The sequence below is a fragment of the Fictibacillus iocasae genome (assembly GCF_042665465.1).
Classification (GTDB): domain Bacteria; phylum Bacillota; class Bacilli; order Bacillales; family Fictibacillaceae; genus Fictibacillus; species Fictibacillus iocasae.
The window spans coordinates 37,641-55,925 of sequence record NZ_JBHTCP010000011.1 but is presented as its reverse complement, the minus strand read 5'-3'; the positions used below and the strand labels follow the sequence as shown (position 1 = coordinate 55,925).

At 46.6% G+C, this 18,285-nt stretch carries 22 protein-coding genes and 2 riboswitches; of the genes, 1 reads left to right on the top strand and 21 read right to left on the bottom strand.

From position 1 onward, the window contains the following. Positions 1-26: 26 nt before the first annotated feature. The 11 genes from resA to ACFQPF_RS05830 form a co-directional block, all read right to left on the bottom strand. On the bottom strand, positions 27-554 hold the full coding sequence (gene resA / locus ACFQPF_RS05880) for a thiol-disulfide oxidoreductase ResA (protein ID WP_379747532.1): 528 nt from the start codon (positions 552-554) through the stop codon (positions 27-29). Between the two features lie 59 nt (positions 555-613). Further along, a complete protein-coding gene (locus ACFQPF_RS05875; protein ID WP_379747530.1) occupies positions 614-1,357 on the bottom strand; it encodes a pseudouridine synthase in 744 nt (247 codons plus the stop codon). 103 nt (positions 1,358-1,460) lie between these two features. Next, complete coding sequence (locus tag ACFQPF_RS05870; RefSeq protein WP_379747528.1) at positions 1,461-1,988, bottom strand: spore maturation protein; 528 nt, start codon at positions 1,986-1,988, stop codon at positions 1,461-1,463. Continuing rightward, positions 1,988-2,581 (bottom strand): nucleoside recognition domain-containing protein, encoded by a 594-nt coding sequence (locus tag ACFQPF_RS05865; RefSeq protein ID WP_379747526.1) that lies wholly within the window; start codon positions 2,579-2,581, stop codon positions 1,988-1,990. The genes ACFQPF_RS05870 and ACFQPF_RS05865 overlap by 1 nt, the downstream gene beginning before the upstream one ends. Beyond that, positions 2,574-3,740, bottom strand: coding sequence for a serine hydrolase (locus ACFQPF_RS05860; RefSeq protein ID WP_379747524.1), 1,167 nt, complete (start codon positions 3,738-3,740; stop codon positions 2,574-2,576). Before ACFQPF_RS05860 ends, ACFQPF_RS05865 begins: the two co-directional genes overlap by 8 nt. A 66-nt stretch (positions 3,741-3,806) precedes the next feature. After that, complete coding sequence (locus tag ACFQPF_RS05855; RefSeq protein ID WP_379747522.1) at positions 3,807-4,370, bottom strand: isoprenylcysteine carboxyl methyltransferase family protein; 564 nt, start codon at positions 4,368-4,370, stop codon at positions 3,807-3,809. Between the two features lie 3 nt (positions 4,371-4,373). Then, a complete protein-coding gene (locus ACFQPF_RS05850; protein ID WP_379747520.1) occupies positions 4,374-5,441 on the bottom strand; it encodes a type III polyketide synthase in 1,068 nt (355 codons plus the stop codon). A 238-nt stretch (positions 5,442-5,679) separates the two neighbouring features. Then, positions 5,680-7,077, bottom strand: coding sequence for an amino acid permease (locus ACFQPF_RS05845; protein ID WP_379747562.1), 1,398 nt, complete (start codon positions 7,075-7,077; stop codon positions 5,680-5,682). Between the two features lie 92 nt (positions 7,078-7,169). Further along, positions 7,170-7,347: riboswitch (Lysine riboswitch) on the bottom strand. 79 nt (positions 7,348-7,426) lie between these two features. After that, positions 7,427-7,810 (bottom strand): hypothetical protein, encoded by a 384-nt coding sequence (locus ACFQPF_RS05840; RefSeq protein WP_379747518.1) that lies wholly within the window; start codon positions 7,808-7,810, stop codon positions 7,427-7,429. Then, positions 7,810-8,412: an SMC-Scp complex subunit ScpB gene (gene scpB, locus ACFQPF_RS05835; RefSeq protein ID WP_379747516.1), complete on the bottom strand. Its 603-nt coding sequence runs from the start codon at positions 8,410-8,412 to the stop codon at positions 7,810-7,812. Before scpB ends, ACFQPF_RS05840 begins: the two co-directional genes overlap by 1 nt. Next, positions 8,409-9,164 carry a segregation/condensation protein A gene (locus ACFQPF_RS05830; protein WP_379747560.1) on the bottom strand — a complete coding sequence of 252 codons (756 nt, stop codon included), beginning with the start codon at positions 9,162-9,164 and terminating at the stop codon, positions 8,409-8,411. Before ACFQPF_RS05830 ends, scpB begins: the two co-directional genes overlap by 4 nt. 248 nt (positions 9,165-9,412) lie before the next feature. On the opposite strand from ACFQPF_RS05830, the gene ACFQPF_RS05825 reads away from it, so the two are divergent. Beyond that, on the top strand, positions 9,413-9,934 hold the full coding sequence (locus ACFQPF_RS05825; RefSeq protein ID WP_379747514.1) for a DUF309 domain-containing protein: 522 nt from the start codon (positions 9,413-9,415) through the stop codon (positions 9,932-9,934). A 171-nt stretch (positions 9,935-10,105) separates the two neighbouring features. On the opposite strand, the gene ACFQPF_RS05820 is transcribed toward ACFQPF_RS05825, so the two are convergent. The 10 genes from ACFQPF_RS05820 to sigF form a co-directional block, all read right to left on the bottom strand. Then, positions 10,106-10,540, bottom strand: coding sequence for a peptidylprolyl isomerase (locus ACFQPF_RS05820; RefSeq protein WP_379747512.1), 435 nt, complete (start codon positions 10,538-10,540; stop codon positions 10,106-10,108). 226 nt (positions 10,541-10,766) lie between these two features. Beyond that, positions 10,767-12,092 carry a diaminopimelate decarboxylase gene (gene lysA, locus ACFQPF_RS05815; RefSeq protein WP_379747510.1) on the bottom strand — a complete coding sequence of 442 codons (1,326 nt, stop codon included), beginning with the start codon at positions 12,090-12,092 and terminating at the stop codon, positions 10,767-10,769. A 101-nt stretch (positions 12,093-12,193) separates the two neighbouring features. After that, a riboswitch (Lysine riboswitch) is annotated at positions 12,194-12,370 on the bottom strand. Positions 12,371-12,424: 54 nt separating this feature from the next. Beyond that, positions 12,425-13,909, bottom strand: coding sequence for a spore germination protein (locus ACFQPF_RS05810; protein ID WP_379747508.1), 1,485 nt, complete (start codon positions 13,907-13,909; stop codon positions 12,425-12,427). Next, positions 13,887-14,471 carry a stage V sporulation protein SpoVABEA gene (gene spoVAEA / locus ACFQPF_RS05805; RefSeq protein WP_379747506.1) on the bottom strand — a complete coding sequence of 195 codons (585 nt, stop codon included), beginning with the start codon at positions 14,469-14,471 and terminating at the stop codon, positions 13,887-13,889. Before spoVAEA ends, ACFQPF_RS05810 begins: the two co-directional genes overlap by 23 nt. A 5-nt stretch (positions 14,472-14,476) precedes the next feature. Next, a complete protein-coding gene (gene spoVAE, locus ACFQPF_RS05800) occupies positions 14,477-14,827 on the bottom strand; it encodes a stage V sporulation protein AE (protein ID WP_379747504.1) in 351 nt (116 codons plus the stop codon). Positions 14,828-14,833: 6 nt separating this feature from the next. Continuing rightward, on the bottom strand, positions 14,834-15,844 hold the full coding sequence (spoVAD, locus tag ACFQPF_RS05795; RefSeq protein WP_379747502.1) for a stage V sporulation protein AD: 1,011 nt from the start codon (positions 15,842-15,844) through the stop codon (positions 14,834-14,836). A 12-nt stretch (positions 15,845-15,856) separates the two neighbouring features. Further along, on the bottom strand, positions 15,857-16,315 hold the full coding sequence (spoVAC, locus tag ACFQPF_RS05790) for a stage V sporulation protein AC (protein WP_379747500.1): 459 nt from the start codon (positions 16,313-16,315) through the stop codon (positions 15,857-15,859). Positions 16,316-16,329: 14 nt separating this feature from the next. Beyond that, positions 16,330-16,758 carry a stage V sporulation protein AB gene (locus ACFQPF_RS05785; RefSeq protein ID WP_379747558.1) on the bottom strand — a complete coding sequence of 143 codons (429 nt, stop codon included), beginning with the start codon at positions 16,756-16,758 and terminating at the stop codon, positions 16,330-16,332. Next, positions 16,748-17,368 (bottom strand): stage V sporulation protein AA, encoded by a 621-nt coding sequence (locus ACFQPF_RS05780; protein ID WP_379747498.1) that lies wholly within the window; start codon positions 17,366-17,368, stop codon positions 16,748-16,750. The genes ACFQPF_RS05785 and ACFQPF_RS05780 overlap by 11 nt, the downstream gene beginning before the upstream one ends. A gap of 148 nt (positions 17,369-17,516) precedes the next feature. Further along, positions 17,517-18,275, bottom strand: coding sequence for an RNA polymerase sporulation sigma factor SigF (gene sigF / locus ACFQPF_RS05775; protein WP_379747496.1), 759 nt, complete (start codon positions 18,273-18,275; stop codon positions 17,517-17,519). Between the last annotated feature and the right edge of the window lie 10 nt (positions 18,276-18,285).

Below are 18,285 nucleotides of genomic sequence, written 5' to 3'. Positions count from 1 at the left end.
GTTATGAGCCCCCCTTCGGCAAACTTTTAAGGCTTGATTTTATTCATCATGCTAAGGATGTCATCGTTTGACAAAGAACGGCTTGTCTTTTCAATCACCTTTCCGTTTTTGTCAATCAGAAGCGTTGTCGGAATCGGACCGATGCCGTATGCCCTCGTTACATCCCTGTTCTTATCCATCGGGATAGGAAACGTAAGACGGTATTTATCCTGAAAATCTTCAACGGCTATGTTTGATTCTCCGACATTCACCGCTAAAATGACGACACCTTGCTGACTGAATTCTTTATATTGTCTTTCCATATACGGCATTTCGCGTTCGCACGGCTTGCACCAGGTTCCCCAGAAATTCAAGAACACCCCCTGGCCTCTGTAATCGCTTAACTTTATTTCCTTGCCGCTGACATCGGTCAGGACAAAATCAGGTGCCTTGTCGCCTGTGTTGACGAGCGTCCGCTCATCTTCAAAAAAACTGCTGTAGACCGTGTAGCCAACAGCCGCCGCGATGCATGCCAGCAATATGGATCGAAACCAAAATCGTCCGTTCCCTTTCAATGCGTATCCGCTCCTTTTTCCTTGCTGCCCATTTTAATGATAACGCTAAAAAAAGGCTGTTATCGGCCTTTTTTTGACGTTTGTGTGACAGCCGCGTTGCGAAGAAGCTTCACCTCATGCGGAGTCAGTTCGCGGAACTCTCCCGGGTTCAAGCCTTTCACATCCAAAAACGCGTACTTTTCACGCTTTAATTTTTGTACAGGGTGTCCGATATGCTCAAACATTCTTCTTACTTGACGGTTCTTTCCTTCTGATATAGACAGTTCAATGATGGCCGTCTGCTTCTTTTTATCCATCGACAGCAGCTTAGCCCGGGCAGGAGCTGTCTTTCCATCTTCTAAGATGACACCGCGCTCGAGCTTTTTCAGCTGTTCTCTTTCCGGGATGCCCTTCACTTTGGCGATATAGGTTTTTTCTACTTTATATTTAGGATGCATGAGCACATTAGCGAACTCGCCGTCATTAGTCATGATCAGCACACCCGTTGTATCATAGTCGAGACGGCCAACTGGAAACAGCCTCTCTTCCACAATATCCTTGAAATAGTCAGCGACTGTTTTTCTTCCTTTATCATCCGTGACAGCGGTAATGACTCCGGATGGTTTGTACATTAAGAAATACACAGGCTGTTCACGCTGCACTTGAACGCCGTCAACCTCAATTCTGTCTTTTGGAGAGACCTTCGTACCAAGTTCTCTTACCGTCGTGCCGTTCACCTTCACACGGCCCTCTGCTATCATTTCTTCAGCTTTTCTTCTAGAAGTCACACCGCTGTGGGCGATCACTTTTTGTAAACGTTCCATTCCTTCACCTCATCATACATCATACATCAAAATCCGCCTTTATCCAACATCCCCTCATGCAAAAGACAGCTGGCCAAAGCGGCAGCTGCCTGTGAACACGCTATCAAAATACTAAACTTACTACGACGATTGATGCTGCAAATCCAATCAAGTCTGCTAGGAGACCTACTTTTAAGGCATAGCCCATCTTCCGGATGCCTACTGCTCCAAAATAAACCGTCAGTACGTAAAAGGTCGTATCTGTGCTTCCTTGTATGGTGGATGCCAGCCTGCCAATAAACGAATCCGGTCCATACGTCGCCATCAGATCGGACGTCATGCCGAGCGCTCCTGTACCTGAAATGGTGCGCAATAGGCCAAGCGGAACAATCTCTGCAGGCACATGGAGCAATGAAAATAACGGACGGAATGCATCCAAAACGATGTCTAACGCTCCAGAAGCCCGAAAGACGGAAATCGCTACGAGCATGCCAACAAGGTACGGGATAACGGAAATAGCCATCGAGAAACCCTCTTTTCCGCCCTCAACAAACGTTTCATAAGTAGGCACCTTCTTCATGGTGCCATATAATAGAATGAAACCTATTAGTATAGGAATAAACCAAACGGAAAAGGATTGAACGGCAGCCATCAACGTGTCTCCTTCCTTACCGAACGGTAATAATAGTAACGGTCAATAAGAATCGCACCGACGGTCGAACAAGCCGTTGCCATCAAGGTCGGCCCGACAATGTCCGTAGGTGTCGCGGAATGGTAGCTCATCCTGATTGCAATGATGGTAGTCGGAATCAGCGTGATGCTTGACGTATTGATCGCCAGCAAGGTAATCATCGAGCGGCTCGCTTCGTCTTTTCCGCCGTTTAACAGTTTCAGCTGTTCCATCGCTTTAATTCCCATCGGTGTAGCCGCGTTGCCAAGTCCAAACAAATTTGCAACCATATTAGAAAGGATATACCCTTGAGCCGGATGGTTCTTCGGAACATCAGGAAAAAGCAGTCGAACAATAGGCCGGAACACAACAGCAAGCATCTCGAGCAGGCCGCCTTTTTCTGCTATTTTCATAAGACCGAGCCAGAAAACTAGAACACTGACCATCCCGATGCTCAAAGTAACCGCTTCCTTGGCACTCGTAAAAAGAGCTTCGTTCACTTTATCCATCGTTCCGTTCAGAGCGGCAGTTATAAACCCTGTAACCATAAGACCGACCCAGATGTAATTAACCATCGGTGCTGTCCTCTGCTTTCACAAAGAAAAACTGTGAGAACATCTGTCTCAGCGACTTCCATACCCCGATATCCTCTTTGATCAGTGCTTCTCCTTCATAATAGAGTGGTAGATTGCCAATCTCAACGCCGGCTAGTTCAATGAACAGCCGGCCTATTGGCTTTGGAGCTTCTCCATTTTTCCATTTACCGTCTTTTGGATAACGGTACACATTTATGGTAGAGGATATATCCTGTTTCTCAGATTCCTTTAACGGATAATAAAATGTGCGGTTTGCCTCTACCTTATTTTTATATGCCTTTTGAACGCCAGACACTGGCCCCTTTTTTACGATAGGGACAAGGTCAAACTGATGAAATCCCCATTCGAACATGCGTTCATGGTCATCCCAGTCGTTTGGATCATTGAGTGTGACGGCGATAAGCTCCATACCGTTTTTCTCGGCGGTTGAAACAAGCGTCCGCTTTGCCCGCTTCGTATAGCCCGTTTTGCCGCCTGTAGAATACTTGTAGTATTTAAGCATCTTGTTCTTATTTCGCCAAACACGGTCCCACTTTTCTCCTTCCTGTGGAGAGCGGTAAACCTCAGTCGCTGAAATTTCTTTAAAACGGTCGTTCTCCATGGCATATCGTGTTAACAGCGCCATATCAAACGCGCTCGAATAATGATCTTCATGATCATCCAATCCATGCGGGTTTTGGAACAGCGTATCCTTCATCCCGATTTCCCTGGCCTTTTCATTCATCATGTACACAAAACCGTCGAGGCTTCCGCCGACGTATTCGGCAATGGCCACCGCACTGTCATTTCCAGAACGTAGCATCAGGCCGTACACAAGATCTTTTAACAACACCGTTTCTCCCGGCTTTAAATAAAGAGAAGATCCTTCTGTTCCGGCAGCGCTGTTTGAGATCTTCACTCTTTGCTCCAGCTTGCCTGATTCCACAGCGATGATTGCCGTCATGATTTTCGTGATGCTCGCGATTCTCATGGGTGAATGCTCGTCCCGGCCGAAAAGCACCCGCCCTGATTCCTGCTCCATGAGCACCGCGCCGTGTGCAGAAACACCTGGTCCATCGGCGGCAGCTTTCAATGGGATGGCAGAAAACAATAAAATTACCGCTATCGTCATCTTTACAATCGTTTTATATCGAGACATCCATCATCCCGTCCTTTACTGCGTTTGTACAAGTTTATGCAATAAAAGACAAGTTATGAGTTGGAATTATTTCCTGCCAGCACCAGGCATAAATCGGCTGTTGCTGCCATGGCGGCTATCATAATCCGTAAATTCCTTCAGAGCATACTCTTCCGCTGGAATGCGTATTGAAAGCATCCAGACGTTTAATGCAGAAAAAAGAAGCGCTGTGACGTATGCGTTAAAAAGGAGCGGGACAAGCAGCAGCTCGAGAATGACCACCAAATAATTTGGGTGCCGCAAGAACCGGTAAGGCCCTTTTGCGATGACGTTCGCACCTGGAACAAGCAGAATTTTAGTGTTCCAATATTTCCCTAGTGATAGCAATGCCCATACTCTAAGACCTTGGACGAAAAGAAAAAGACCGAGAATAACCGGCCAAAAAGGATGGATCCCGCCTCCTAAAATGGCGACCTCAATAAGCAAAGAAACAAAAAACATGATATGGAGCCCGACAATAAAAGGATAATGAGAGGCACCAAATTCAACAGCCCCTTCTCTTTTAAGGAGTTTCTCATTTCGTTTGGCGATGATCAATTCCCCGATACGCTGAAATACGAGAAAGCCGAAGAAAAGATAAAATACCGTCATCTTCTACCACCTGACGAGCAGCTGCTCGGAGCTGAAGCCTGGACCTAATGCAGCGATTAAACCATACTCGCCGCTTTTTGGCTTTTGCTTCGCAAATTCACGGTAGACATATAAAACAGTCGCAGAAGACATATTGCCATGGTCTCTCAGCACATTCCTTGAAATTTCTGTACGGTTTGATTCAAATCCCAGGGCTTCTTCGTATGCCTGCAAAACTTTCTTTCCACCTGGATGGGCGATAAAATGCTTGATGTCCCGTCCAGTAAGCTGATGCGGGATGAGGAATTTTTCCACGTTCGGCTGCAGCCAAGTGGATATGATGTTCGGGATGTCTCTAGAAAACACAACATGAAGACCTTCATCTTTAATCTCCCAGCCCATCACATCTTCGGAGTGCGGCATCAAGGTGGACAGCGTATCAAGGATCTCAGGAATCCCAGAAGCATCCGCGGCTAGACGGGATTCATTCCCGCTGATCAGTGCAGCGGCACAGCCATCCGCGAAAAGAGAGGTCCCGACAAGGTTGCTCTTGCTGCGGTCATTATGCACAAACGTTAGGCTGCATAGTTCAACAGCAAGCACAATGACGTTGGCTTTTGGGTATGCTTTGCAATAATCATGTGCTCTAGCCAGGCCTGATGCTCCACCTGCACATCCAAGACCCCAAACCGGAATGCGTTTTGTGTGCGGAGAAAAGGGCAATTCGTTCATGAGCCTTGCTTCTATGCTTGGTGTGGCAAGGCCTGAGCTCGAGATAAAAAAGATAGCATCGATCGCCTCAAGGTCATTCAGTCCCGATTCAGCCATTAAATTTTCAATGCAGCTTTTTCCAAGCTGTATCGCCGTCTTTATGTAAAGATCATTCTTTTCCTGCAATGATTTAGGCTGCTTGAACCAGTCGAGCGGAGCGGCAAAGTATCGGTTTTCAATTTCTCCATTCACGAATACCTTCATCAGCCGGTCAATATCGGAGTACGAGTCCGAAAACAGCATTTTGGCAAACTCGGCCGTCTTTGTTTGAGGTATGCAGTGAGGAGGGTTCTCTACAGCGGCGGCAAGTATATAGGGCATATTATCAGCATCCTTTTCTGCTTTTGGTAAGTTTACCCTTAACTCGAAAGGATTACGCTTCATAATGAAAACTTGTCTGACGCCGAGCCCTTAATTCAGCCTTAGTCGCACGAATACTCTATTCCTGAACTTATTGACTGCGCCGAGTTCCTTCACTGTTAAAAAGTTATCCATTCTTTCTTTAAGTAAGATAAAAGCTCCTTTCATACTATTAGAAAGGAGCATTGAACGATTGCTTCTATTTTCTTTTCAACGTAAAAGGATAAACGATAAAACCAGCGAGGAATAAACCGATGCCTAGACCGAACGTTTTCATGTCAGCGGTACCCGATTTGATCACCCATAACGAATAAAGAAGAGCAAATAGCGCTATAACGGCATCTATTGTGCGTGACCCTTTTATTCCATTGATGCCGTATGTTTCTCCACTTAACGCCAGCTTTAAAAAATAAAGTGCCGAAACGAGGTATGGAATTAAATAAGCGAGTGTCGCAGATGTAATCAAAAACGTATACGCCTGGCTGATCGTTCCTGAAATGACAGAAAAGATAAAGATTTGGCTCATGACGTTTGTGACCGTGAGCGCGCGAGCTGGACTCCCGTTTTTGTTCAGTTTCGCAAAATAAGCTGGAAATATTCCAGACTTAGCTGCTTGAAATGGTACTTCCGAGCTGATCAGGATCCAGCCAATCGTGGCCCCGAAAAGAGATATTGCAGCAAGTAATGCCATAATGGTAGCACCTGTGCTGCCAACCATGACAGAAAGTGCGTCAACAAATGGCTTATCAGATGATTGCAGGACGTCCTGTGGCAAAATGCCCATCGTCAGAAGTGTAACACCCATGTAGATGGCTAAAGCGATGAATAGACCGAGCATCGTGGCGCGGCCCACATCTTTTTGAGATCTCGCACGCCCTGATAAGATGACCGCAGACTCGATCCCGACAAATGCCCAAAGCGTTGAGATCGCCGCTAGCTCAACTTGCTTGAACAAACCGTTGGATTCCGTTCCTTCACCAGGCACAGCCGAGTACAGCTCCCCGATGTTAGAAGCTTGAAAGGCAAACAGTGCTGCTACTATAAACAATGCAAATCCTGCCACTTTTGCTGCTGTAGCAGCAAAGTTGAGTTTCCCTGCACTGTTCATGCTTCGAACAAGAAGTGTGTGAGTTCCCCAAAGCAGGAGCGTGCATACGGCAAACGTGACAGCTTTGCCCACAGTCACATTTTGTCCGCCAACCTGGAACAATGGTTCACTTGAATTCATAACAGGGAAAAATGCGGATAAATATCCAGCGAAGCTCGTAATGATCGCTACGTTCGAGATCCAGTTGGCGACCCAATAGCCCCATACCATGCTGAAGCCTGCAAGCTTCCCGTAATTTTCATTTTTGAACATCGCTTTAGCGTAGCTTTGCGGTCCTGCCGTCAGTTCAGGCTTTCTCAATGACAGCTTTCCAAACACGAGAGCGATCATTAACACCCCGACACCAGTTACGATCCAAGCGATGGTAACACCGAGCGGACTCGCAGTTTGTGCGAGTGTACTCGGCAGCATGAATATGCCCGATCCGACCATGTTGCCTACTACAAAAGCTGTGAGCAGCCACATACCCCATTTATTTGATGACATAATAATCTCCTCCAAATTCTCTGTTTTTGGCAACAAAAAAACGCCCTCGCCAATAGGCAGGAGCGCGTTTATTTACAAAATAAACCCGCATAAAAATCTCTGATAGCGCTCCACGATAATATTCGTGACAGTCCTGCACCTGTTCGATACAGTCCCAGCCTATAGAGCGCTCCGGCGCCTGCAGACTTCGGCATTGTCCCCTTTCTAGCATCCTCAACGGCCCCGGGAGCCTCTGATGCTATACTCATGAATAATGCAACCTCTACCTCATCGAGATTAAAATGAGGATTTAACTATTTTTTTAGCCAACAGGTAGGAGATTATCAAAATTTACGCAAACCGTCAACCCGTTTTAATGATTTTTAACCAGTTTTTCTGCTGAAGCTAGCCTATTCTTCACTTCGATGACGTTTTCATCTTGAAAAAAAGAAGAAAACATGACGAAATCATTAATATATGCTTTTCTCTTTTTTCTTAAGCTTTCATCAGATAAAATGGCGGCAAGGGCAGCGATTTCTTTCATTGAATACGCCTGATTTTCTACAGTAAGTACAGCGTCTTTATTCCAGCCGGCTTGCTGCGCAAACTGTTCTTCGAAAAAACGGACATACAGCAGCTCAAAGGCAATTTCCCTTCCACCCTCCGTGTATATCACAGTTGAACGGTTAAAGAAATCTTCTGATGTGTTTGGCTTTTCTTTTACAAGTTCGACGCCTGTTATTTGCAGGACTTTCATTAGCTTTCCCCCTCGTTTTCCGGATCGAATGATGCTTGAAAACGTGAAAAGAACAAATCTGCTGCTTCCTCTTCTTCTTCTGTCTTTACACTGTCAGGCAATGGAGGAAGATCATCGATGGTTTTTAGGCCGAAATGGTCAAGAAACGTTTTGGTTGTACCATACAGAATCGCACGCCCCGTCCCTTCTGCACGCCCCGTTTCTTTTACGAGGCTTTTTGCCTGCAGTGTCTGAAGCGGCTTCTCGGTCTTCACGCCGCGAATTTCTTCAATTTCTGAACGTGTGATCGGCTGTTTATAAGCGATGATGGCCAACGTTTCCAGCGCTGCCTGTGACAGTCCGCTATGCTGCGGACTTTTGATAAGCCGTTCATAATAGACTGCATGCTCTGCTTTCGTCACGAACTGAAGCGATCCCGCGTATTCTGCAATCCTCATGCCTCTATCAGCCTTCTCGTATTCTTCTTTTAAGCTTTCTATGTAGTGGCCGGTTTCCTGAAGGCTGATCTCCAGTACTTGAGCAATCTGCTTGCGGTCGATGCCATCTTCTCCGCTGACAAATATCAAGCCTTCTACCGCACCTTTTATCGCTGCTTCGTTCAAACTGCTTTCTCCTCTTCGACTGCTTTAATTAGAATATCTTCAAAATTTCCATCCTGCACACAAATGATCGCTTTCACTTTCATCAGTTCAAGAACAGCCAGAAATGTAACTACAAGGTGATCTTTGCTTCCTGCAGAAAAGAGCTCGGTGAAACGGCGGCTGCCTCCTGTCTCCCATAACTTTTCTTTAATCTGAAGCATTCTTCTTTCTATCGGTATCTCCTGCCTCTCAATTTTGGCAGATACTGTTTTTTTCTCTTTTTTCTTGACCGCCAATTTCTGAAACGCCGACAGCATATCATAAAGAGTGACGTTTGAGATTAAACCTGCTTCTTCTTCTTTTTCAAATACTGCCAGGTCAACCGGCTGCCTGGCATAGACCTGGCTCCTTTCCGCTTCTCTATCTTTTAAGTCAAGTGCAGCTTGTTTGTATTTTTTATACTCCACGAGCCTTCGCACGAGTTCTTCACGCGGATCTTCTTCCACTTCGAGTTCCATTTGCTGGTCAAACTCTTCACTTTCATGCCTCGGCAGCAGCATCTTGCTTTTTATTGCCAGCAGTGTTGCAGCCATCACAAGGTATTCACTGGCCACATCAAGCTTCAGTTCCTTCATCGTATGTATATAATTCATATATTGTCCTGTGATGATGGCTACAGGAATATCATAAATGTCAATCTCGTATGTTTGGATTAAATGAAGAAGAAGGTCAAGAGGCCCTTCAAAGCTGTCCAGCTTCACATTGTATATCATGTCCATCCCAGTCCCCGCTCGTTTTAGATAATCTATTATATCATATATCGCATGCCTTAAAGAGAGTCAGTTTCCGCTTGAAAGCCATCTTAGCATGGTATACTTTTATTTACTAAACGCTTATGATGGCAAACCGTAATCCTGATTCAAGAGTTAAAGGTTTGCAAAATCAAACAAAATCAAGCAACCCACTTTTTTAAAAAATAGCCAAACAAAAAAACACTTTATGCAAAACAGGAGGTTGAGCCATGCTGCCTGAAGACTGGATCAATTATTTAGTGCATTTTCACACGACCCGTGATTATTTTGAATGCCATGAAATCCTTGAAGAATATTGGAAAGAACGAGGGATGAATGAGGAGGTTTGGGTAGGCTTTATTCAGCTTGCTGTCGCCCTTTACCATGAGCGCAGGGGTAACCGTAGCGGTGCTGAAAAAATGATGGCAAGCGCGCATAAAAAACTGGCTGAGGAACGGGAACATGCCACAACGCTAGGTGTGAACAGTGAACAGCTGCTCACTTCCATGAAAAACAGGCTCGACCAGATAATGGAAAAACAAAACTATATCGATATGTCCATCCCCCTCAACCAAGAAGCATTAGCTTGTTGCCAGCAAGTGTGCCGTAAAAGGGGTCTCACGTGGGAATCTCCTAGCGCTATGAACGATGAAAACCTTCTGCACCGCCATAAGATGCGTGACAGATCGGACGTTATCGCTGAAAGAAAGCGCCAGCTGCTGATCAGAAAAACGAACGATCAAGAATGCTGACATTTTTTGCTTCAGCGTCCTTTTTGCCATATTTCTTTCGTATTAATGAAACCTTGACGGGCGCCAAGCCTTTTTTGACTGCGTTGAATTTCTCCTCTGTTAAAAGGTTATTTTCTCTTATAGCGAAAAAAAGCCGCGATCATCGCTGGATGATCGCGGCTGCAATATGTTCTACTCTTCCCAAACTTTAACTTCTTTCATCACGTCGTTCTGCTTGATGCGAAGCACGCTGTCCATGCCTTCTGTTACTTGTCCGAACACAGTGTGAACTCCGTCTAAATGCGGCTGCGGCTCATGGACGATAAAGAACTGGCTTCCGCCTGTGTCACGGCCTGCATGTGCCATAGAAAGAGATCCCGCCACGTGCTTATGCGGGTTGCCTGACGTTTCACATTTAATAGAATAGCCTGGCCCGCCTGTGCCTGTTCCGCTTGGGCATCCGCCTTGCGCAACAAATCCAGGGATAACACGGTGGAATGTCAATCCGTTGTAGAACCCTTCGTTCGCAAGTTTCTCAAAGTTTGCAACTGTTCCTGGAGCTTCTTCTGGAAAGAACTCAATCATAATTTTTTCGCCGTTTTCAAATTCAATGCTACCTTTTTTCAAGAGGCAACCTCCTTTTATTCATCAAACTACTGTTTCATTGTAAGCAAAACTTGTACGTAATACAAGCAGAAGGGTGCCATTCGCACGACTCGCGTCAACTCATCAATCAATCCGGAATCCTCTTTTTGTATTCTCTAAAGAAAACCTGGCTGACTTCATGCCTGTTTAAGTCAGCCAAATTAAAAAATTAGAAAAGACCGCACGGCGCGGCCTGTTAGCTAATAAATTATCTTGTCATGCTATGTTTGCGCAGCGGCACGTCATGAAGTGACAGATCTTCATAGGATTCACGTCGGACCACGAGCTGAGCCTCACCGTTCTCCACAAACACCACAGCAGGCTTTGTCATGCGGTTATAATTGCTTGCCATGCTGTAGCCGTATGCTCCTGTGCAAAAGACTGCAAGCAGGTCCCCTTTTTGAGGCGAGGGCAGGAGTATGTCCCAGATGAGCATATCTCCGCTTTCACAGCACTTTCCGGCAACGGACATTAGTTGGCTGGCTTCTTCATTCGCACGATTCGCCAAAATGGCATCATATTTTGCCTGATATAAGGCTGGACGAATATTATCGCTCATACCTCCATCAACCGCAATGTATCGGCGGACACCAGGAATGTCTTTTTGGGTTCCAATCGTGTATAGTGTTGTCCCAGCATCCCCGACAAGAGAACGTCCAGGCTCTATCCAGATCTCTGGCATCTGACGGCCGGAGAAATTCGCCATCTGTTCCTTCACTTCATCGATCATCGCCTTCACATAAGTCTCGGGTGAGAGCGGTGTATCTTCTTCGGTGTAACGAATGCCAAAACCGCCTCCAAGGTTCAGGACAGCAGGAAAATAGCCAATTTTTTCGTCCCATTCTCCGATAAAACGGAACAATGTTTGGATCGCCATTGTAAAACCTGCCGTTTCAAAAATCTGTGACCCGATATGGCAGTGGATGCCAAGGACTTCGAGAACTTCCGAATTCAGCGCTTTCTTCAATGCACGGGCAGCTTGGCCATTCTGCACATCAAGACCGAACTTCGAATCTTCCTGCCCTGTTAAGATGTAATCGTGTGTATGAGCCTCAATCCCGGGCGTCACTCGAAGGAGAATGGCCGTTTCTTGCTGAGTTTCCTGGCAAATGTCCTCTAAGAGTGTCAGTTCATCTTCATTATCGACGACAAAACAGCCGATTTTTGAACGCAGTGCAAAGCGTATTTCTTCTTCGCTTTTGTTGTTCCCATGAAAATGTATGCGTTCTGGGGGAAAGCCCGACGCTAGAGCCGTATACAGCTCTCCTCCAGAAACAACGTCCAGACTTAGGCCCTCCTCTTCTGCCAGCTGCATGATGGCCATGCAGGAAAATGCTTTGCTCGCATAAGCGACTTGATAGGGTACATTTTCTTTTTTAAATACATTCTGAAAGCCTCGTGCCCGCTCTCTGATCAGCGCTGTATCGTACACATACAGCGGTGTGCCATATTCTTTGGCTAGGTCCGACGTATTCACTCCGCCAATCGTTAAATGGCCGTTCTCTTCTATCTTCATTGTTCCGTATAGATGCATTCTGTCTCTCTCCTTTTTGGATAAGAGAGTACACCGGCTGCTACAAAAAGAAAAAAGACAGCACATAATAAGGCAGTGCTGTCCTTTAAACCGCCCTCAATCGCCGGAATAGCTCTCCACTACATGTGTAGTGACAGTCCGATGCTTGCTTCAGCATCGGCCCAGCACGGACAGCTATGGGTGCCGTCCGAACTTCGGCAAATTGACCTTTCAGAAACCTTCTTCATGCCCATGCACTCTGGAATCATACTCTTTCGCTTTGCGCCTCTACCTCATCATGAGGCATTTTTTAATTAGTTAAGACTTTAACACAATCTGATTTTCCGTGCAAGCTATTTTCCAGAAGTAGGCTGTTTGTGCCTGTTTTGCGGGTGTACGATGCTTGGTCTGACATTCGAGCGCGGCACGGCGATCCTGACGACGACTTGCATGAACGCTTTCGCATTAAACGGGAGAAACGGCCATAAATAAGGCGTGTTCAAGTTCTGCACACTTGCCATGTAGATCAAAATAACCGTGATTCCGATCACAAAGCCCGGCACCTTAAACAGCATAACGAGCGTGATAAGCAAGAGTCGAATCATTTTATTGGCGATGCTCAGCTCATAGCTCGGTGTGGCGAAAGAGCCGATCGCAGCAATCGAAACGTAAAGGATGACCTCTGGAACGAACAATCCTACATCGATGGCAATCTGCCCGATAAGTACCGCTGCGATCAGCCCCATCGCGGTAGAAAGGGCGCTCGGGGTGTGGATGGCTGCCATCCTGAGCACATCGATCCCCATCTCAGCCAAATAAATTTGTACGAAAAGCGGGATGTTCGTTTTTTTGTTTGGCCCTATAAAGTCGATCGTATCGTTTAAAAGAGACGGCTCGACCGCGATCAAAAGCCAAAGCGGAACAAGGAGCAGCGAGGCGAGCATTCCTGCGAACCTTGTCCATCTTAAAAATGCCCCGATAAACGGTGTCTGTCTGTATTCTTCCGCATGCTGGACATGATGGAAGAACGTTGTCGGTGTGATGATGACACTCGGTGATGTGTCGGTGATGATAATAACATGACCCTCCATTAAATGCTGCGCAGCTACATCGGGCCGCTCTGTGTATCTGACAAGGGGAAACGGATTCCATCCTTGCTTGACGAGAAACTCTTCGATTGTTTTATCGGCCATCGGGATGCCGTCTATATCAATGCTGCTTAGTTCGTCTTTTATTAGTTTCACAAGGCCCGGATCGGCAACGTCTTGTATGTACGAGATGCAAATATCCGTTTTGGAGCGTTCTCCTACTTGAAGTATTTCGTGGCGCAGCCTTTCATCCCGAATCCTTCTGCGTGTTAAAGCAGTATTGACGATAATATTTTCTGTATAACCATCGCGCGATCCTCGGACGACCTTTTCGATGTCGGGCTCCTGCGGCTGCCGTCCCGGATAGCTTCTTACATCGATGACGAAAGCCTCTGATTCGCCTTCTAAAAAAATGACGATTAATCCAGACAGCATCCTGTCTACTGCCTCATCTAAGCTATCCGTCAGCTCCACCTGCTGATGAGCCAAGTGGTTATGTATGATGTCTCTCACCTTTCCAGGAGCTCGATGGCCGTGATCCATATCCATGATCTCGCGGTATATTTGAATAATATACATGCTGTCGCAAAGACCGGTGCAATAATACATCTGAAGCTCTTTTTTCAGCACGAAAATCTTCCGGACACCCACGTCAAAACTTACCCCGATCCCGAGCCGGTCTTTTAAGAACGCTTCATTCTGTTTAATGTCAGAACTGATAGGTGTTTTATTTTCTTTTTTTGTGGTCATGCTGTTCACTCCTTTCAAGTATAAGCTCAACGGCCATCTTCGTGATGGGAGATCCTTTATCTGCTGAATCGAAGCCCGCCATTTTTCCAATATCACCGATTCCAATCACGATCGGCAAGTTCAGCTCATCAAGGATATACACGGTGTCGCCATTAATCCTTCCGATCTCTAGGTCGGGAAGACCGCTTTTATCTATGCCGTACTCGGTCAGGTTGCCGTTCCTGTCGATCGATACATTCACACGCGCCCATTCGGCATGCTTCGTTTTCGCTGCAACGGCTATGGCTCCGAGCACATCGATCAGGGGGTTTGCGGCGATCGTTCTCATCGCCTTCTCGCCGGGACCTTCTCCTTTATAGCCGCAGTCATCAAACATAACGAGTACAGGCTCGGACGGAGCAGAAAGAATCATCTTGATCAAATCATCTGCCGGCCGCTTAGATGGGTTTCCATAGGAATTAGAAATGCACCTTCCGCCTATTTCTTTAGCGACTGCTTCCACGGCATGAAGAGCATATAAATCTCCATCCGTTACAAAAATGACTTTCTTGCGACCTGTCATCGCCATCACCCTTTCGGCTTAAAGATGACAGCTGTCAAGAAACCGAAAAGAATGGCCGATGAAATGCCTGCTGATGTTAATTCAAAGATCCCCATGGCGATTCCAATAAATCCATGATCATTCGCTGATTCCATCGCTCCGTGCAGCAGCGAATGTCCGAAGCTCGTTATCGGCACGCTGGCTCCTGCTCCGGCAAAATCAATGAGCTTGTCATAAATGCCAAATGCATCAAGAACTGCTCCGAGCACGACAAACGACGTGGTCACATGTGCAGGTGTCAGCTTGAATACATCCATCAATATCTGGCCTGCTACACATATTGCTCCTCCGACTACAAAGGCCCATAAATATTCCATTCTCGCTTACGCCTCCTTCACATGTTCCATGACTACCGCATGCGCTACCGTCGGGATGGACTCTTTTTGCTGAATCATCGTCGGGTTCAGCAGCGCGCCTGTTGCCACCACCAGTATTTTCTTCAAGCTGCCTTTTTCAAGTTCTTTTACAAGGTGTCCATATGTGACGACAGCCGAGCAGGCACAGCCGCTTCCGCCTGCAAAAACAGGCTGGTCCGGCCGGTATACCATCAGACCGCAGTCGCGGTGGTTGTTTGATATATCAATTTCTTGTTCGTTTAACAGCATTTTTAAAATAGGGCTTCCAACCGCCGACAAATCGCCTGTCACGATCAGATCGTAATCACTGGCACTGGCGTTCATCTCTTTCAGATGAGCGGCAATCGTATCAGCCGCAGCTGGCGCCATCGCCGATCCCATGTCAAACGGGTCCTTTATGCCTAGATCTTTCACTTTACCTATTGTTGCTCCGGTTAACTTAATACGTGACTTTTCGCGGCTTACTAGTGCTGCTCCCGCTCCGGTCACCGTAAACGTTGCCGTATCCGGTTTCTGGCCGCCATATTCCGTCGGATAACGGAATTGTCTCTCAGCCGTTGCATTATGGCTGCTGACAGCTGCAATGATGCGGTCGGCGTAGCCGCCGTCAACGAGAGCAGCTCCGAGTGCAAGAGATTCCATAGATGTGGAACAAGCTCCGAAAATCCCCAGAAAAGGGATCTCATTCGCTCTCGCTGTATAGTTCGATGAAACAATTTGATTCAATAGATCTCCTGCTAAAAAGAAGTTGATATCGTTTTCAGTCAGCCGGGCTTTAGATAGACAGACCGACACCGCGTCTTCCATCAATCTTCTTTCCGCCAGCTCCCAATTTTTTTCGTTGCAATGCAGGTTGTTATATGCCTTGTCGTATAACGCCCCAAGCGGCCCTTCACTTTCCAGCGGGCCGACAGCTGTGCCTGCGGTGTTCAAGTATACATCCGCAAACTTCCATGTTTGTCTTCCTAACAGTTTCATTTCGCTGCCCCCTTAAAATAATGTTGCGAATGCATAACGCAGCATACCAAGTATATAAGCAGCTACTGCCCCGAAAACGATGACCGCTCCCGCTAATTTGAACAGATTGGTTGCCACCCCAAGCACCAGCCCTTCGCTTCGATGCTCAAGCGCTGCACTCGTGACCGCGTTGGCGAACCCGGTTACCGGCACAACGGATCCTGCTCCCGCAAACTGGCCGATCTTATCGTAGACGCCTAGACCCGTAAGGAGTGAGGCGATCAAAATGAGAGTGGCAACAGTCGGGTTCCCTGCTGTCTGCTCGGTAAAATCAAAAAAATACATGTAAAATTCCATCAGCGCCTGTCCGATTATGCAGATCAGCCCTCCTGTCAGAAACGCCTTCAAACAGTTCTTTAAAAGCGGCGGCTTAGGCTGAAGCGGCTTGATTTTTTGTGCAAACAGCTGCTGTTCTTCTTTAGATGAAGCCATAGAGCACCTCCTGATTAGTGATTAACATAATACATCCAATGAAATAAGGAACCGGTGATCTTTCCAAGCACGATTGCCATTAAGATGAGAAGAATCTTCTGTCCAAATCCGATCCGTTTCGCAAGGATCGGCAGCACGTTGAGCACTTCAGTCAGCGCTGCAGCCAGCATGCCCACAAACACACCGCAAAAGAGGCCGATCGGAACGAGCAGGAATGATGCCCATGGAATGGAGAGGGTCGAACCGGACAGAATCATCCATCCTCCTGCCACACTGCCAAGTATGATGCTCCATTCGTAGCTTCTGGTAGCATCGTACGTTTTGGAAAGCTGCATCAGCCTTGGCACGATTCCTAGCACGGTCAGGAAGGCAACAAGTCCGGAACCGACCGCTATCCCTCCGCCGAGTCCAATAAACATGATAAGCAGCACTTTAATCCCCATTGATTTTTTTTTCACTTTCTTTGTTTTCATGAACGATCACGTATTGATCAAGATCCTGCTGGTAGTTGAACATCTCCACTTCCAGAGGACTCGGTTCTTCGTTCAGCCGCTTACGGAACAAATGGTTAAAAAAGAGTATCATACCGAGCCCGAGGCCGAAAGAATACGGTATTTGAAGCAAGAGCGGCTGTTTTTTATCATGCCCGGTAATCATGTAATAAATTTTTTGGTGAACGGTCTGCATACTGACGTCTTCATGAAAGTTCATGATCGCAAGTGCCGAGCCGATAAAAAGAAGCAGCCAGACAAGGATAAAATAGACGAGCGGTGTTTTCTTTTTAGAGAACTGAATCTCTAAAATAGCTTGTGCCGGTCCGATCGTTTGAACATCCGCTTCTGGCAATGCTGCTGAGAGCTGAGCGATCACCCGCATGACATCAACCACGACGAGATGTTTGTCTTCTGGCGTCACTTCATGGATCACGAGTTCAGAAACGATCCTTTCCCATTTGGGTGGAACGATCACTTGCGCCGCTTCATGCAGTGTGACATGCTGCCCAAGCTTCACCTGTACTTTTTGCCTCATCCGCAAGTAAACCGTGTTCTCCACATCCACCACCTCATCCAACATTTGTGTTTAGTATGCGGCGCTTGTTTTACTGTCATTCCATTCCAAGCAACTTCCTTCATTTCCCACCAATCGTTTCATCGAATCCTATATGAAAACAGCCAAAATAAAAAACCAGAAGCAGCCGTGTTTACGACTCCATCTGGTTTTTCATGAACTGCAATATTTTCTTTTCTAAGCGAGAAACTTGGACTTGTGAGATGCCTAGCCTCGCTGCTACTTCTGATTGAGTCTGATCCTTGTAATAGCGCAGCATCACAATTAATCTTTCCCTCTCATCGAGGCTGTCCATCACATCTTTGATCGCGATTTTGTCGAACCATTTCGTTTCTCCTGGGTCGGATATTTGATCTAACAAGGTGATCGGGTCTCCGTCGTTCTCGTAGACCGTTTCGTGTATTGACGCCGGTGCCCTGACCGCATCCTGTGCCATGACCACATCCTCTGGAGAGATTTCCAAAAATGCGGCCACTTCAGAAATAGTCGGAGTCCGGCCAAGCGATTTTGACAATTCATCTTTTGCTTTGCGCACTTTATTTCCGGTCTCTTTGAGCGAACGGCTTACCTTTACTGTGCCGTCATCTCTTATGAAGCGCTGGATTTCTCCGATGATCATAGGGACGGCATAAGTGGAAAATCTTACGTCATACGAAAGATCAAACTTGTCAACGGATTTAAGCAGGCCGATGCTTCCTATCTGGAACAGGTCATCTGCTTCATATCCTCTGTTTAAAAAGCGCTGCACGACGGACCAGACGAGCCTCATGTTCTTTTCGACGATCAAGTTGCGGGCATCCTGGTCTCCTTCTTGACTTTGTTTTATCAGTGCTTTAATTTCCTCATCCTTTAAGAACGGTTCACCTCTGCTGCCTTTCACCTCGACATCCATTAGGCATGCT